At 69.3% G+C, this 16,139-nt stretch carries 14 protein-coding genes; 8 read left to right on the top strand and 6 right to left on the bottom strand.

The genetic code is table 11. The features are described from left to right. Positions 1–17: 17 nt before the first annotated feature. The 4 genes from metE (at position 18) to AORI_RS55220 (ending at position 6,402) form a co-directional block, all read left to right on the top strand. On the top strand, positions 18–2,291 hold the full coding sequence (metE, locus tag AORI_RS55235; protein ID WP_016333203.1) for a 5-methyltetrahydropteroyltriglutamate--homocysteine S-methyltransferase: 2,274 nt from the start codon (positions 18–20) through the stop codon (positions 2,289–2,291). A gap of 138 nt (positions 2,292–2,429) precedes the next feature. Then, complete coding sequence (locus tag AORI_RS55230; RefSeq protein ID WP_016333202.1) at positions 2,430–3,875, top strand: cytochrome P450; 1,446 nt, start codon at positions 2,430–2,432, stop codon at positions 3,873–3,875. A gap of 233 nt (positions 3,876–4,108) precedes the next feature. Then, positions 4,109–5,920, top strand: a complete 1,812-nt coding sequence (locus AORI_RS55225; RefSeq protein ID WP_016333201.1) for a putative bifunctional diguanylate cyclase/phosphodiesterase — start codon at positions 4,109–4,111, stop codon at positions 5,918–5,920. Positions 5,921–5,937: 17 nt separating this feature from the next. Continuing rightward, complete coding sequence (locus tag AORI_RS55220) at positions 5,938–6,402, top strand: peroxiredoxin (protein ID WP_016333200.1); 465 nt, start codon at positions 5,938–5,940, stop codon at positions 6,400–6,402. Here the strand turns inward: AORI_RS55220 and AORI_RS55215 are convergent. From AORI_RS55215 to AORI_RS55200, 4 genes are all read right to left on the bottom strand, one after another. Next, positions 6,389–6,919 carry a GNAT family N-acetyltransferase gene (locus AORI_RS55215; RefSeq protein ID WP_016333199.1) on the bottom strand — a complete coding sequence of 177 codons (531 nt, stop codon included), beginning with the start codon at positions 6,917–6,919 and terminating at the stop codon, positions 6,389–6,391. The genes AORI_RS55220 and AORI_RS55215 overlap by 14 nt on opposite strands. 230 nt (positions 6,920–7,149) lie before the next feature. After that, positions 7,150–8,358 carry an LCP family protein gene (locus AORI_RS55210; RefSeq protein ID WP_043848029.1) on the bottom strand — a complete coding sequence of 403 codons (1,209 nt, stop codon included), beginning with the start codon at positions 8,356–8,358 and terminating at the stop codon, positions 7,150–7,152. Positions 8,359–8,452: 94 nt separating this feature from the next. Then, complete coding sequence (locus AORI_RS55205; protein ID WP_016333197.1) at positions 8,453–9,715, bottom strand: SAM-dependent methyltransferase; 1,263 nt, start codon at positions 9,713–9,715, stop codon at positions 8,453–8,455. 20 nt (positions 9,716–9,735) lie between these two features. Next, positions 9,736–10,431, bottom strand: a complete 696-nt coding sequence (locus tag AORI_RS55200; protein ID WP_016333196.1) for an alpha/beta hydrolase — start codon at positions 10,429–10,431, stop codon at positions 9,736–9,738. Between the two features lie 131 nt (positions 10,432–10,562). Here AORI_RS55200 and AORI_RS55195 point away from each other — a divergent pair, with 131 nt between their 5' ends. The 3 genes from AORI_RS55195 (at position 10,563) to AORI_RS84565 (ending at position 12,531) form a co-directional block, all read left to right on the top strand. Then, positions 10,563–11,291, top strand: coding sequence for an SIS domain-containing protein (locus tag AORI_RS55195; protein WP_016333195.1), 729 nt, complete (start codon positions 10,563–10,565; stop codon positions 11,289–11,291). Positions 11,292–11,383: 92 nt separating this feature from the next. Further along, entirely contained in the window at positions 11,384–11,896 is a 513-nt protein-coding gene (locus AORI_RS84570) for a serine hydrolase domain-containing protein (protein ID WP_267283974.1), read from the top strand. Continuing rightward, positions 11,791–12,531 carry a serine hydrolase domain-containing protein gene (locus tag AORI_RS84565; RefSeq protein WP_267283983.1) on the top strand — a complete coding sequence of 247 codons (741 nt, stop codon included), beginning with the start codon at positions 11,791–11,793 and terminating at the stop codon, positions 12,529–12,531. The genes AORI_RS84570 and AORI_RS84565 overlap by 106 nt, the downstream gene beginning before the upstream one ends. A 76-nt stretch (positions 12,532–12,607) precedes the next feature. On the opposite strand, the gene AORI_RS55185 is transcribed toward AORI_RS84565, so the two are convergent. Continuing rightward, complete coding sequence (locus AORI_RS55185) at positions 12,608–14,473, bottom strand: ABC transporter ATP-binding protein (RefSeq protein WP_016333194.1); 1,866 nt, start codon at positions 14,471–14,473, stop codon at positions 12,608–12,610. 146 nt (positions 14,474–14,619) lie between these two features. Here AORI_RS55185 and AORI_RS55180 point away from each other — a divergent pair, with 146 nt between their 5' ends. Next, positions 14,620–15,921 carry a glycosyltransferase family 87 protein gene (locus AORI_RS55180; protein ID WP_016333193.1) on the top strand — a complete coding sequence of 434 codons (1,302 nt, stop codon included), beginning with the start codon at positions 14,620–14,622 and terminating at the stop codon, positions 15,919–15,921. On the opposite strand, the gene AORI_RS55175 is transcribed toward AORI_RS55180, so the two are convergent. Continuing rightward, positions 15,922–16,131 carry a helix-turn-helix domain-containing protein gene (locus tag AORI_RS55175; protein ID WP_003071237.1) on the bottom strand — a complete coding sequence of 70 codons (210 nt, stop codon included), beginning with the start codon at positions 16,129–16,131 and terminating at the stop codon, positions 15,922–15,924. It abuts the gene before it with no gap. Positions 16,132–16,139 lie beyond the last annotated feature (8 nt).

The following is a 16,139-nucleotide window of genomic DNA, read 5'->3' as shown; positions in this document are numbered from 1 at the left end:
CTCGCGAGGAGAGAGCTGTGACCGAAATCGGCACGACAGTGCTGGGCTACCCCCGGATCGGACCGGACCGGGAACTCAAGCGTTCACTCGAACGCTTCTGGGCGGGCAAGATCGACGAGGCCGAACTGCTCGGCACCGGCCGCGCGCTGCGCACCCGCACCTGGCGGGAGCTCAAGGACGCGGGGCTGGATTCCGTCCCCTCCAACACGTTCTCCCACTACGACCAGGTGCTCGACACCGCCGAGCTGTTCGGAGCGCTGCCGGAGCGCTTCACCACGCTCGGCCTCTCGCCGCTCGACACCTACTTCGCCGCCGCACGCGGGGTGCAGGACGCGCCGGCGATGGAGATGACGAAATGGTTCGACACGAACTACCACTACATCGTCCCCGAACTCGGCCCGGACATGACGTTCTCGCTCACCGGAACCAAGCCGCTCGACGAGTACCGCGAAGCCCGCGCGATCGGCGTCGAGACCCGGCCGGTCCTGGTGGGTCCGGTGACGTTCCTGCTGCTCGCGAAGCCCGCCGAGACGGCTCCGGAGGGCTTCCGTCCGCTGGAGCTGCTCGACAACCTTCTCGACGGCTACGTCGAACTACTGCGTCGTCTGCACGACGAAGGCGTCGAGTGGGTCCAGTTCGACGAGCCCGCCTTCGCCGCGGATCGCAGCGAGCGGGAGCTCAACGCGCTCATCCGCGCCTACCACCGGCTCGCGAAGGAGACCGCGCGGCCGAAGATCCTGGTCGCCGGGTACTTCGGCGGGCTCGGACGCGGCCTCGGCGTGCTCGCCCGCTCTCCGATCGACGCCATCGCCGTCGACCTCGTCACCGATGAGTCCTTTGTGGACGCCGTCGCCGCCGAACCCGCCCTGCGGGACAAGGAAGTGCTGGCCGGCGTGGTGGACGGGCGCAACGTCTGGCGCACGGATCCGACCCGCGCGCTCAGCCGGGCGGCGATGGTGCTGGGCACCGCGAAGTCGGTCAGCGTGTCGACGTCCTGCTCGCTGCTGCACGTGCCCTACGACGTCGAGCGGGAGGACGGACTTCACCCGCGGCTGAAGAGTTGGCTCGCCTTCGCCAGGCAGAAGGTCGACGAGGTCGTCCTGCTCGGGCGCGCGTTGCAGGAAGAAGGTGTCGACCTCTCCGCCGCGCGTGCCGCCGCCACGGATCGCGCGACGGCGGCCGACCTGGCCGACAGCGGGGTCCGCGCCCGGCTGGAGGCGTTGCGGCCGGAGGACACCGTCCGTTCCCCCTATACCCGGCGCGCGGCGGCCCAGCAGGCCGCGCTGAACCTGCCGCCGTTGCCGAGCACGACGATCGGCTCGTTCCCGCAGACCACCGAAGTCCGTAAGGCACGGGCGGCGCACAAGGCGGGTTCGCTGGACGACGCGGGCTACGAAGCCGCGATGAAGGCCGAGATCGAGCGCGTCGTCCGGCTGCAGGAGGACCTCGGCCTCGACGTGCTGGTGCACGGCGAGCCCGAGCGCAACGACATGGTGCAGTACTTCGCCGAGCGGCTGGCCGGTTTCGCGACCACCGACTTCGGGTGGGTGCAGTCCTACGGTTCGCGGTGCGTCCGGCCGCCGATCCTGTACGGCGACGTCTCGCGTCCGGAACCGATGACCGTCGAATGGGCGCGCTACGCGCAAGGCCTGACCGGCAAACCCGTCAAGGGCATGCTGACCGGGCCGGTGACGATCCTGGCGTGGTCGTTCGTCCGCGACGATCAGCCGCTGGGCGAGACCGCCCGTCAGGTGGCACTGGCCATCCGCGACGAGGTGCACGACCTGCAGGAGGCGGGCATCCGCGTCATCCAGGTGGATGAACCGGCGCTGCGGGAACTGCTCCCGCTGCGCGCGACGGCGCACGAGGCGTACTTCGCGTGGGCGGTTTCGTCGTTCCGGCTGGCGACTTCCGGGATCGACGACGCCACGCAGGTCCACACGCACATGTGCTACTCGGAGTTCGGTGACGTGGTCAAGGCGATCGACGCGCTCGACGCCGACGTCACCAGCATCGAGGCCGCGCGCTCGAAGATGGAGGTCGTCACCGACCTCGGCGCGGCGGGCTTCGGCCGCGGTGTCGGGCCGGGCGTGTACGACATCCACTCGCCGCGTGTCCCCGGCGTCGACGAGGTCGCCGGCCTGCTGCGGACCGCCGTCGGCGCCGTGCCCGCCGAGCGGATCTGGGTCAACCCGGACTGTGGCCTGAAGACCCGCGGCTACGCCGAGGTCGAACCGGCCCTGCGGAACCTCGTCGCCGCGGCCCACACGGTGCGCTCCGAGCTGGCCTGACCGGCCCGTGAAGGCCTCCTTCCCTACCCTCAAGGTAGTGAAGGAGGCCTTCACGGAACTTCCGCCGAGGTATTGTCAACGCGTCAATAAGGGTGCGATGGTGGAGCGGTAACCGGTCTCAGCGGGGAGATGGTCACCATGGCGAACACCGTCGAAAAGGTCACCGGGGCGCTGCGCGAGCGCGTTCCGCCGCTCACCTCGATCCCCCTGCCGCGTTCGGTCGACCAGCGCTGGCTCGGCGCGACCTGGCCGGTCCGTGAACTCGCGCCCGCCCCGCCGGGTCTCAAACCCGTCCTCGGCGACGAGGGTCCGCCGGTCATCGGGCACGCGCTGGACTTCATGCGCTTCGGCATCGAGTTCGGCCTCAAACGCTACGAGACCTACGGGCCGGTGTCGTGGATGGGCGCGTTCGGGCGCCGCATCGTCGCGCTCACCGGTCCGGAGGCCACCCAGATCGCGTTGGTGAACAAGGACAAGGCCTTCTCCCAGGAGGGCTGGAAGTTCTTCATCGAGCAGTTCTTCGACCGCGGCCTGATGCTGCTCGACTTCGGCGAGCACCATCTGCACCGCCGCATCATGCAGGCGGCGTTCACCCGCCAACGGCTCACCGGTTACGTCGACCAGATGGGACCGGCCCTGCGCGACGGCATCGGCGCGTGGGCGGACCGGCCGAACCCGCGGATCTACTGGTCACTCAAGCAACTCACGCTCGACGTCGCGACACGCGTGTTCATGGGTATGAAGTCCGGCGACGACGCGGCCGCGATCAACCGCGCGTTCGTGAACTCCGTGCGCGCGGGCACGGCCATCGTGCGGTTCCCCGTTCCCGGCGGCCGCTGGGCGGCGGGCCTGCACGGCCGCAAGGTCCTCGAACGCTACTTTTCGGCGAACCTGCCCGCGAAACGGGCGAGCGACGGCGACGACCTCTTCACCGCGTTGTGCCACGCCACCACCGAAGACGGCGACCGCTTCACCGACGCGGACGTCGTCAACCACATGATCTTCCTGATGATGGCCGCGCACGACACGTCGACCATCACCAGCGCCGCCGCCGTCTACCACCTCGCCAAGAACCCCGAATGGCAGGAACGGGCGCGCCGGGAATCACTCGCGCTCGGCGACGACGTGCCGGACATCGAGGCGCTGGAGACCCTGACGACACTGGACCTGGTGATCAAGGAAGCCCTGCGCCTGGTGGCCCCGGTCCCCTCGCTGACCAGGAAGACGGTGAAGGACACCGAGGTCCTCGGGCATTTCATTCCCGAAGGGACACTCGTCGGGATTTCCCCCACCTACAACCACTTCTCGCCGGAGCACTGGACGGATCCGATGCGGTTCGACCCGGACCGTTTCGGCGAGGACCGCCGCGAGGACAAGTCGCATCGCTACGCGTGGATGCCGTTCGGCGGCGGGGCGCACAAGTGCATCGGCCTGCATTTCGGGACGTTCGAGGTGAAGGCGCTGCTGCACGAGATGCTGCGCGCGTATCGATGGTCGGTCCCGGAGGACTACACCGCACGCTGGGATTACGTGTCGCTGCCCGTGCCGGCGGACGGCCTGCCGATCCGCCTGACGCCGCGGTGAGACCACGCCACGATCGAGCACTCTTGGTAACTTCCGGTCACCACTCGTGTAGTAGCGATCACCCTTTCAGCCGGTAGACACCCCGGATCGCGCATGATGCCGTGGCACTACACCCGGTCGGCTCATACCTAGTGTGGGTCCATGGGCTCGGACACCCGGTCTGAGCTGGCCATCAACCGCGCATGAAGAGGTGAAGTGTGCCCGAACCTGGTTCAGCGCCAGGGTTGGTGGACGTGGCCCGGAGATGGGCCGAGACGCTCGCTGACACTAAAGGAGTATCGCTTCCCAAGGAGCAACTCGAACAGCTGCTGCTCGGTGTCGCCAAGGACGCCGTCCTGGCCGAGCCCGACCATCAGCCCGCCGTGCTGCGCTTCTCCAAGCTCTATTCCGCCTCTCCCATCGGGATCGCCCTCGCCGACGCCAACGGCGCGATCGTGGAGGCGAACGCCGCGCTCGGCCGCCTCCTCGGCTGCCGGCCGGGCTCGCTGCGCGGCCGGGAGATCCCCGATCTCGGCTCCGCCGACCACGACGTCGCCCGCCTGCGGAACGCCCTCGCCCAGCTCATGACGCACGGCCAGCCGACGCAGGAGGAACGCCTGCTGCTGGACCACAGCGAGGAAGGCGCGCTCTGGGCCGACGTGACCCTGACCGATCTGCCCGGCGACCGGCCCGGTTCGACCTATCCGGTGCTGATGGTCTCCGACGCCAACGAAATCCACCTGCTGCAGGAACAACTGCGGCATCAGAACGTGCACGACCCGCTGACCGGCCTGCCCAACGCCACCGCGTTCGGCAACGCCCTCGAAGCCGCGCTGGCCGGGTCCGGCACCGAGCAGGTCGCGCTCGTCTATCTCGACGTCGACGGCTTCAAGGTGATCAACGACGGCCTCGGGGCCGGCGTGGGCGATCAAGTGCTGCGCGGGGTCGCGAACAAACTCACGTCCGTCTTCGCCGGCCGGTACGACGGTTCGGTCGCCCGGCTGTCCGGCGACGGGTTCGCCGTCCTGCTGCGCGGCGACTTCACCCCGCCCGAAGTGATCTCGCTGGTCGAGCAGGCCTTGGAGGAGCTGGTCGAGCCGATCTACCTCGGCGGGCACGGGATCGGGGTCAGCGCGAGCGCGGGCATCGTCGTCCGCCCCGCCGCCGACGGCGGGCCCGAAGACCTGCTTCGTGCCGCGGAGATCGCCCTGCACCGCGCGAAGGAGGCGGGCAAGGCGCAGTGGATGCTGTTCGATCCGGAACTCGACGCGCGTGACCGGGGCCGCTACCAGCTCGGCGCGGTGATCGCGGGAGCGCTGGAGAACGGCGAGTTCTCGCTGATCTACCAGCCGACGGTGAAGCTCGCGAATCCCGACCAGCTGGCCGCCGTCAACGCCGGGCTGCGGTGGAGCCATCCGGAGAAGGGTGAGCTGGACTCCGACGAGTTCTACCCGCTGGCGCAGATCACCGGGATGACCATCCCGCTCGGCCGGTGGCTGCTGGCCGAATCGCTCGCCGCCACCGCGCGGTGGCGGAACAGATTCGGCGAGGCCGCCCCCGACGTCTGCGTGCGGCTGCCGAACCGGCTGGCCATCGAGCCCGATCTGGTCCTGCTGGTCAAGGAACAGCTCGACCGGCACAACCTGCCCGCCCAGGCGCTGCGGCTGTGCACGGACCGCGAGTCCGTGCTCGACTCGAGCGGCGAGGTGCTCGATTCCTTCGCCGTACTGGCGGATCTTGGCGCGCAGCTGGTGCTGACCATCTCCGGTTCGGACGATCTGGAGCTGATCCCGCGGCACAGGCTGCCCGTCCGCCACGTGATCCTGTCCGGCCCGGTCGTCGACGCGCTCGCCCACGGCGAGAACGAGGCCGACGTCCGCCACCTGTGCCAGCTGGTCGCCAGGGCCAAGGAGCTGAAACTGCGCATCGGCGCGGAAGGCGTCCAGAGTCACGAACAGGCCGAACGACTGCGGCGGTACGGCGTCCTGGCGGCGCGTGGTTCGTTCGTGGCGGATTCCGCGACCGGCGACGAGGTCGACGAGCTGATCGAACGGCACGCCCACTGACGTGACAGGATCGCTCCATGGACCAAGGTGACCTCGCCCCGGACTTCACGCTGCCCGACGACAAGGGCGAAGAGCGCACGCTGTCGGACTTCCTCTCGTCCGGTCCGGTGGTGCTGTTCTTCTACCCCGCCGCGATGACCAGCGGCTGCACCGCGGAGAGCTGCCATTTCCGCGACCTGGCCGCGGAATTCGCCGAAGTGGGCGCGCACCGCGTCGGCATCAGCCCGGACGCCGTCGCCAAACAGCAGGAGTTCTCCGCCAAGCACGGTTTCGACTATCCACTGCTGTCCGATGTGGACGGTGTGGTGGCGAAACAGTTCGGCGTCTGGCGCAAATTCAGCCCGCTGCACGCCAAACGGCATACCTTCGTCATCGACACCGACCGCAAGGTGCTCGAAGTGATCAAGAGCGAGCTGAAGTTCACCGTGCACGCCGACAAGGCGCTCGCGGCCTTGCGTGAGCGCAAGATCAAGGACGCTTGAGCCGCCAGAACCGGTTGACCCCCGCACAGGCGGGGGCGAGCGGCGGTTCGGCGGGCTCCTCGCCGACCATCGTGAACCCCAGCCGCGCGGGCACGGCGGCGCTCGCGAGGTTCTTCTCGTCGTGCCGGATCTCGACCTCCGGCGCGCCGAGCCGGAAGGCCTCGTCGGCCAAGAGCTTCGCGGCCCTGGTCACGTAGCCGCGGCCGGTGTGGTGGCGGCCGAGCCAGTAGCCGATCTCGATGCGGTCCGGATGCGTGATCATGCCCGCGCCGCCGACGAGCTCCTCCCCGGTGAGGATCGCGAAGTCGTAGGTCTTGCCATCGGCCCAGTTCTTCGCGCTCCGCTCCAGGAAGTCGGCGGCTTCGCGACGGCCGTAACCGTAGGTGGCCCAGATCATCCAGGCGCCGAGGTGTTCGGCGGAGTCGCCCGCGACGGCGGCGAGGGTTTCGAGCTGCTCCGGCTTCCAGCGGCGCAGGGTGACGACTTCGTCGGCGAGGGTTTCGGCGGGCGCTTCCATCCGCCCATGGTGACGGGCCTCGGCTCCGGGCGCCTCCGGTTTTCGGCGCCGAACAGGTTTCGCGGATGTCATGAAAGGGCCGTTCAGGACATCTTTCGTCCTGAACGGCCCTTTCATGACATCCGGCCGGCGGCAGCGGACGCCCGAGGCACACGAAGGCCCCCGAACGCTATGAAAGGTCCTTTCCTTGCAAATTTTGCAAGGAAAGGACCTTTCATAGCGCCTGAAGATCAGGTCAGGATCGCGCTGTCCGGGATCTCCGTGTCGTTCTTCAACGCGTCGAACAGCAGCTTCGACTTCGTCTTGTCCCAGTTCTCCGCCGAGCCGTTGGTCACCGGCACCGTCGTGGTGACGACGCCGCCCGACGAGATCCCGCGCATCGCCAGCGCCAGCCCGACCAGGTTGTGCACGTGGTCGCCCGAATCCATGGTCAGCGCGTCCGGCGCGGTCGACAGCAACGGGAACAGCGTGAACGGGTTCAGCAGCGTGCCGGGGCTGCCGATCTCGCTGACCATCGCGCCGATGAACTTCCGCTGGTTGGCGACGCGGTCGAGGTCCGAACGCGGGGTCGCCTCGCTGTGCCGCATACGGACGAACCCGAGCGCCTGCGGACCCTGGAGGTCCTGGCAGCCCGCCGGGATCTTGATCTTGGTGAGGGTGTCCTCCATCGGCTTCTCGACGCACATGTGCACCCCGCCGATCGCGTCGACGATCTTCGCGAAGCCGCCGAAGCCGATCTCGGCGTAGTGGTCGATGCGCAGGCCGGTGGCGCCCTCGACGGTCTGCGCGAGCAGCGTCGGGCCCCCGATCGAGAACGCCGCGTTGATCTTGTTCTTGCCGTGCCCCGGAATGCTCACCTGCGAGTCGCGCGGGAGGCTCAGCAGCGTGGGTTTGACGCTGTTGGACGGGATGTGCGCGATCATGATGGTGTCGGTCCGCTTGCCGCCGCCGGCGGCCTTGGAGTCACCGGTGACCAGCTTCTCCTGCTCCTCGGGGGTCAGCCCGTCCCGGCTGTCGGAGCCCACGATCAGCCAGTTGGTGCCCTCGGCCGCGACGGGGCGGCCGGAGTAGTCGGCCAGCGCGTCGACGCGATTGATGGAGAACTCCAGGTACACCCACACCCCGGCGAGGAACACCACGAACACGGTCAGCAGCGTGAGCAGCACCTTGCCGAAGCCCCAGCGCTTACGCCGCCGCGGCGGGCGCGCGTCGTCCATCGGGCGTCCCGGAGGGGGCTGCGGCGGGCCCGGACGGCGCGGAGGCGGACCGGGCGGGCGCTCCTGGCCTCCGTGCCCCATGGGGGTCGTCCGCTCGTCGTACGGGCTGCTCCCCCGCCCCGGCAGCGGCATCATCTGCGCGGGCTGGTGCCGCCGGGGGCGGCCGGACGGCGGCCGTTGTGGCGGCAGCCGTCGCCCTCGGTCGTCGCCTCCATACGTCATGCCGAATCACCCGTCCCGATCTCGCGTGTGGGGCCCAGTCAACCGCAGACCCTAGGTGAAGGACGTCCGGCACCCCGCATCGGTTGGGTGGTCCTCACCGTCCGGTTTCGGCGAATCCGAACTGGTGGACCTTGAGATACCCCGAACGGAACCCCGCTTCGGAGTACGCCAGATAGAACTCCCACATCCGCTTGAAGACGTCGTCGAAGCCCAGTTCGGTGATCTCGTCCCACCGCTGGGTGAACCTCTCCCGCCACAGCCGCAACGTGCGGGCGTAGTCCTGGCCGAACTCACGCACCCCCTCCAACCTCAATCGCGCGTGCTCCAGCAGGCCCTGTTCGACGGAGGTGGTCGACGGGATGAGCCCGCCGGGGAAGATGTACTTGTGCACCCAGGTGTACGAACGGGCCGCGGCGAGCATGCGCTCGTGGTCCATCGTGATGGCCTGGAGCCCCAGCCTTCCGCCCGGCTTCAGCCGCTTGCCGATGGTCTCGAAGAACGTCGGCCAGTACGCCTCTCCGACCGCTTCGATCATCTCGACACTCACGACTGCGTCGTACTCGCCGGAGGAGTCGCGGTAATCGCATAGCCGGACGTCGACGCGGTCGGCGAAACCCGCCGCCGCGATGCGCTCGGTCGCCAGCTTCGCCTGCTCCTGCGAGATGGTCAGTGACGTGACCGTCGCCCCGCGCGCGGCGGCCCGGATCGCGAGTTCGCCCCAGCCGGTACCGATCTCGAGCACCGTGCTGCCTTCGCGGACGCCGGCGTAGTCGAGGACGCTGTCGATCTTGCGGTGCTGGGCGGCGGTGAGGTCGTCGTCCGGGCCGAACAACGCCGACGAGTACATCATCGACGGGTCCAGGAACGCGCCGAACAGGTCGTTGGACAGGTCGTAGTGACGATGGATGTTCGCCCGCGCGCCCTCGACGGTGTTCTCCTCCCCGTCCGGATGCGCGCGGTCGACGAACCGGCGGAACCGCTGCAGCAGAGGCGGGATGAGCGTCGCCATCCGCTCCGCGAACGGGGTCAGGACCTCGGCGAGCGCGTCGCTCGTCCAGTCGCCGACCATGTACGCCTCACCGAAGCCGATCTTCGCGTCCACGCCGAGGCGGTGGAAGAAGGCGGCGGGACGGTCGAGCCGCATTTCGGGCGCGTCGGGACCGCCCGCGCCCAGGTGCGAGCCGTCGGGCATGCGCACGCGGACGTTCAGCGGGCGCACCGCGTGCCGGAACAACTGCTCGGCGATCCGCGCCCGGAACGGGGAATGCGGCGGGGTGGCCAAGCCGGGCCACCGGGTTTCGCCGGGACGGGGAAGGCCGGACGGACCTGCCGTCCGGTCGACGCTCGACGTGGACATGGGTACTCCCTCCCGCCCGGTCAGACCGGGATCCGCAGCCGCTCGGAGCTCGGCCGATCCCAGGCTCCGCTCAGCGTTTCGTCAGTGCCCCCGGCTTCGATCAGCTCGAGCGCGAACGCCCGTACGAGACGGTTCCAGACGCGAGACCTTCGTAGCATCGCGTGCCCTTCACCACCGATCTCAAACCGTGCCGACCGCGATGTCACCTTTTCGGCACGTTCGGCGAAAGCGTGTGATGCCACCGGATCCGTCATGCGGTCCTTGGTCCCGTGCGCGATCAGCACGGCGCGGCCGCCGACGGCGTCGATGGGTTCACCCGGTGGTGTCCACGGGGCCAGCGCGCAGACACCGATGACGGCCGGATCGTCGGCGACGCGCAGGCCGACCCGTCCTCCCATCGAGTGGCCGACGAGGATCACCGGCACGCCAGGGTGATCGTCATGGATCCGCGCCAGAGCCCAGCGCGCGTCGGCGAGCGCGTCGGTGCCGTGGTCGTTCCAGCCGTAGATCCGGTTGCGCAGCAGCCGCACCTCGACCCCGTGCCCCCGGCCCGCCCGGTGCACGTCCTTCGCCAGCGGCACCATCCGCTGGTACGCCAGCCGCCACGGCGCCACACGGGCATGACTGTGCTCCGCGCCGCCGTGCAGTACCAGCACCACGGCTTTCACCTGGCCGCGTGCTCGCCAAGTCCGCACCGCGGGATCAGCCTCGCTCACCCTGGACCCTCCAGTCTCCGAAACCCCGGCCGCAGTGATCGGGTCAACCTCGATCATGACCCCATGTATTCCACTTCGGCGATTGGTCCACGCGATACATTCGTCGCTGATCTCCAGACGGAAGGGCGGATGTGGTGAGCACCACCGAACGTTGTGCAGACGTCGCCGAACGGCTCGCGGAGGCCGAACGGGGTAACGCGGAGCAGATCCGGAAGTCGGCCGAGCTGATCCTGGGGGTCATCCGGGCCGACGCCCTGGTGTTCACCGCCGGAGCCGGCCATTCGCTGGCCGCGGTCGCCGAGACCTTCTACCGTGCGGGCGGGCTCGCCTGCGTCTACCCGGTCTACCACCCCGAACTGCTGCCGCTGCACGGCGCGCAGCACAGCACCAAGACCGAGCGCCGCTCCGGGCTCGCCGAGGAGGTGCTCGCCGAGCGCGCGCCGGGGCCGGACGACCTGCTGGTGGTGTTCTCGACGTCGGGCGTCAACCCGTACCCGGTCGAACTGGCCGCCGGGGCGCGCAAGCGCGGGGCGTCGGTCATCGCGGTGAGTTCGGCCGCGTCGGTGGCCGCGGCGCCCAAGCGCGCGGCCACGACGCTGATCGAAGAGGCGAGCATCGTGCTCGACTCCCATGTCCGTCCCGGCGATTCGAGCTACCCGCCGGAGGCGCCGCGGACCGCGCCACTGTCCACTGTGATCAACGCGTTCCTCTGGAACCTCGTGCTCGCCGAGGTCGTGGACCTCGGTGCGGCGCAGGGCGTCGACGTCCCGCTGTGGCGCAGCTCCAACGTGGACGGTGGTGACGAGGCCAACGCCGCACTGCTGGCCAAGTACGGCGCACGGGTCCCGGCTCTGCGGTAGCGATTTCGCGGGGACGGGCCTCTTGACTCGTCCCCGCGGCGCTTCTACGGTCACATACCGACCGGTCGGTGTCCCCACGGGAGGTCCGTGCCATGACCGAGATCCACGGTGAGTGCGCGGCGGGCTTCGAACCCGTCCGGGCCGCCTTCGAGGAGAACTTCGCCGCACGCGGCGAGATCGGCGCCGCGTTCTCGGTGACCCGGCACGGCGAGACGGTGGTCGATCTCTGGGCGGGCTGGGCCGATCCGGACCGGACGGTCCCGTGGCGGGCGGAGACGCTCAGCAACGTCTGGTCGACCACCAAGGGCATGACCGCGCTATGCGCGCACCACCTCGCCGACGCCGGCGCGCTCGACATCGACGCGCCCGTCGCGAAGTACTGGCCGGAGTTCGCGGCCGAGGGGAAACAGGACATCCCCGTGCGATGGCTGCTCTCGCACCGCTCCGGCGTGACCGGGATCGGCCTCGACCGGCCGGTGAAGGTCGAGGAACTCTACGACTGGACCACGTCACCGGACTGCTCGCCGCTCAGCCGCCGCTCTTCGAACCGGGCACGGCCAGCGGCTACCACGCGCTGTCGTTCGGTTTCCTCGTCGGCGAGGTGATCCGCCGGGCGAGCGGACAGGACGTCCGCGCGTACTTCGCCGAGCACATCGCCGGTCCGCTGGACGCGGACTTCCGGATCGGCCTGGATTCCGACGACGATCTGGCACGCTGCTCCACCCTTGTCGAGCCCGTGCTCAGCGCGGAGATGAAGACCGCCCTGACCCGGGCGTTCGCCAACGCCGGCCCGGTCGCCCTCGCCGCACTGGCGAACCCGCGCGTCCAAGGCCGCGACGCCAACGATCCCGGCTGGCGGCGCGCGATCCTGCCCGCGCTGAACGGGCACGGCACCGCCCGGGCCATCGCGACCATCTACGGCGCGCTCGCCTCCGGGCGGCTGCTCTCGGCCGGAGCGCTCGCGACGGCCCGCGAAGGGCAGGGCCGGGAGACCGACGTCGTCGGCGGGCTGGGCAACGAATGGGCGCTGGGGTTCTACCTCGGCAGTGAGGAACGCGGCTTCGGACCGAACCCGCGCGCGTTCGGCCACGACGGGCTCGGCGGCTCGTCCGGCGGCGTGGACCCTGAGAGCGGGATCGCGTTCGGCTACACGATGAACCGGATGGGGCCGCTCATGCGGGACGATCCGCGGAAGATGGCGCTGGTGAAGGCGACCTTCGCCTCCCCCGCCCTCGCCTGAGCCGCTCCGGATGTCATGAAAGGGCCGTTCAGGACGAAAAACGTCCTGAACGGCCCTTTCATGACACATCAGAAGGTCACGCCGCCGCAGGCTCCTCCGAGAACTGCGTCAGGTACAGCGCCGCGTAGCGACCTTCGCGCGCGAGAAGCTCTTCGTGCGTCCCCCGCTCGACGATCTCCCCGTGCTCGATCACCAGGATCTGGTCCGCCGCCCGGACCGTCGACAACCGGTGCGCGATGACCAGCGCGGTCCGCCCGTCCAGCGCGTCGGTCAGCGCCTCACCGACGGCCGCTTCGGACTGCGAGTCCAGATGCGCGGTCGCCTCGTCGAGGACGACGACCTTCGGCTGCGCCAGCAGGAGCCGGGCGATGGTCAGCCGTTGCCGTTCACCGCCGGAAAGCCGGTAACCCCGCTCCCCCACCACGGTCTCCAGCCCGTCCGGCAGCTCCCGGATCAGCTCGGCCAGCCGGGCTCGGTCCAGCGCCGACCAGATCTCGTCGTCGGTGACCCCGGGCCGCGCGTATTCGAGGTTCGCGCGGATGGTGTCGTGGAAGAGGTGCCCGTCCTGCGTCACCACGCCGACGGTTTCCCGCAGCGAGGCGAAACTCAGCTCTCGAACGTCCACATCGGACAACCGGACCGAGCCGGCGTCGACGTCGTACAGGCGCGGCAGCAGCGAGGCGATCGTCGACTTGCCCGCGCCCGACGAGCCCACCAGTGCCACCATCTGCCCGGGTTCGGCGCGGAAGCTGATGCCGTGCAACACCTCCTCACCACTCCGGTGATCCAAAGTGGACACGTCCTCCAGCGAGGCCAGCGAGTACCGGTCCGCCGCGGGATAGCCGAACCTGACGTCGGAGAACTCGACCGAAACCGGGCCTTCGGGAACTCGCCGCGCGTCCGGCTTCTCCTCGATCATCGGCTTGAGGTCGAGCACCTCGAAGACCCGCTCGAACGACACCAGCGCGGTCATCACGTCCACCCGGACGTTCGCCAGCGCGGTCAGCGGCGAGTACAGCCTGGTCAGCAGCAACGCCAGCGCCACGACGGTGCCCGGCGCGAGTGCCCCGGTCAGCGCCAGGTAGCCACCCAGCCCGTACACCAGCGCCTGCGCGAGCGCGGAGACCGTGGTCAGGCTGGTCAGGAACCAGCGCGTCAGCATCGCCGTCCGAACGCCGATGTCGCGCACCCGCCCGGCCCGCGCGCCGAACTCGCCCGCTTCGCGCTCCGGGTCGCCGAACAGCTTCACCAGCGTCGCGCCCGGCGCGGAGAACCGCTCGGTCATCTGCGTGGTCATCGACGCGTTGAGTCCGCCCGCCTCCCGCTGCAGCCCGGCCATCCGCCGCCCGAGCCGCCGCGTCGGCAGGATGAACACCGGCAGCAGCACCAGCGCCAGCAGGGTGACCTGCCAGGACAGCGTCACCATGACCACCAGCGACAGCGCCAGCTGGATCACGTTGGTGACCAGACCCGACAGTGTCGCGGTGAACGTGCGCTGCGCGCCGATGACGTCGTTGTTGAGCCTGCTCACCAGCGCGCCGGTGCGGGTGCGCGTGAAGAACGCGACCGGCATCCGCTGCACGTGGCGGTACACCGCGAGCCGCAGATCGAGGATGATCCCCTCGCCGATCCTCGACGACTGCGCCCGTTCGGCCAGCCCGAGCCCGGCGTCGATCAGCGCCAGCGCCGCGATCACCACGGCGAGCCACACCACCAGCGCGACGTCGTGCCCCCCGACGATCGCGTCGACCACCTTGCCGGCCAGCACCGGCGTGCTCACCGCCAGCACCGCCGACACGACGGTGAGCACCAGGAATATCAGCAACCTCCGCCAGTGCGGCCTGGCGAACCGTGCGACGCGGCGGAGCGTGCCCTTGTGCAGCCCCTTCGGAACGTCGGCCGACTTCATCGCCGAGTTCATCAGCGTCCACGTGTTGTCCATGAGAACCCTCTCTTCGCCCCCAAAACCTCGATATTAGTCGAGAGTTTTCCCGGATATAAGCATGACCAACACCGGAGCACACCGGATGCTTCCCGGTTTCCGCGTCCTCTTTCCGGCGAAGCGGGCCACGTCGGTAGCCTGGGCCGGTGACCAAGGACCCCGACCGGCGACGACTGACCATCGACCTGGTCTTCTACACGGGCTGCCTGATCTTCGCCGTCGTGAACACGGCCGTCGCGGAATTCTACGGCTATCGCGTGTGGGCGAACTTCGCCGTCGCGGGTTACGGCCTCGCCGTGGTCCACACCGGCTGGCTGACGATCGCCGCGCGGCGCGGCAAGGCGCTGCCCGGCGCGCTCGGCTCACGGTGGATCGGTATCGGCGCCATCGGGCTGTTCGCCATGATCCTTCCGTTGGGAATGCTCGTCATTCGCCGTCTGACCGGAGTGGACTGGCTCGTCACGCCGAATTCGTGGGCCGCACAGCCCGAGGTCTGGGTCATCGAACGGTCGGCGAAACTCCTTCTGGAGAACGGAACCCCGTACGTCGACGTCACCGCGCTCGGTCGCGCGGTGGAAGTAAACGATTACACACCATACGGTCCCGTGATGACGGTCTTCGGCCTGCCGCGCGCCCTGCTGGGCGGCGGGCCGGTCGCGAACGCCCTCACCGACGCGCGCTGGATGTTCGCGCTGGCGGCCGTCGCGTGTGTACTGCTGACGCTGCGGCTGCTGAAGTGGCCGAAAATCCCGGTCAGCGCGGCACAACTCGCGCTCGCCTGCCCGCTGACCGCGCTGACCTGGGCGGTCGCCGGTCCGGATCTGGCCATCGTCGGGCTGCTGGTGCTGTCCTTCGCGCTGGCCGCGACGGGCCGTGCCGTCCTGTCGGGTCTGGTGCTGGCCTTGGTGGTCAGCGCGAAACTCATCGTCGCACCGGCGATCGTGGTGTTGGGTGTCCTGTTGATCACGCGACGTGGCCCCCGCGCACTGGGCGGATTCGCCGCGGCACTCGTGGTGACGACCCTCGTCCTGCACGTACCCGTCTATCTGGTCGGCCCCAAGGCGTTCGTCGAACACGTCTTCCGGTTCCCGATGGGAATCGGCGTGATCAAGTCACCGGCGGCGAGCCCGCTGCCCGGCCACCTCATCGCCTCGCTCGGCCCGGTGGGCACGGCGGTTTCCTTCGCCCTGCTCGGGATCGCGGCCGTCGCGATCCTGGTCTGGCTGCTGCGACGCCCGCCCACGACCGGTTCGGACGCGTTGCTGCGCATGGCCGTCGGGCTCGTCGCGCTGATCATGCTCACTCCGGCGACGCGGTACGGCTACCTGGTGTATCCGCTGGTCCTGCTCGGTGCCAGGCTGGTCTTCCTGGCCGCGGAAACCCGTGAAACAGCGGTCCCTGGAAAGGGAACTGCGCCCCCCGCGCAGCAGTCCGCTACTTCCTCGTGACTACTTCTTCTTGACCCTGGTGGCACCGCCACGGCCGCGCAGCTGGACGCCGGACTCCGAGAGGACCCGGTGCACGAACCCGTACGAGCGACCCGTGGACTCCGCGAGAGCGCGGATGCTCGAGCCCTTCTCGTATTTCTTCTTCAGGTCAGCGGCCAGCTTGTCACGCGTGTTGCCGGTGATCCGCGCGCCTTTCTTGAGATCAGCCACGTCGATCG

The sequence above is a fragment of the Amycolatopsis keratiniphila genome (assembly GCF_000400635.2).
Lineage (GTDB): Bacteria > Actinomycetota > Actinomycetes > Mycobacteriales > Pseudonocardiaceae > Amycolatopsis > Amycolatopsis keratiniphila.
The sequence above is the reverse complement of the archived record's forward strand: the minus strand, read 5'-3'. Positions and strand labels throughout refer to the sequence as shown.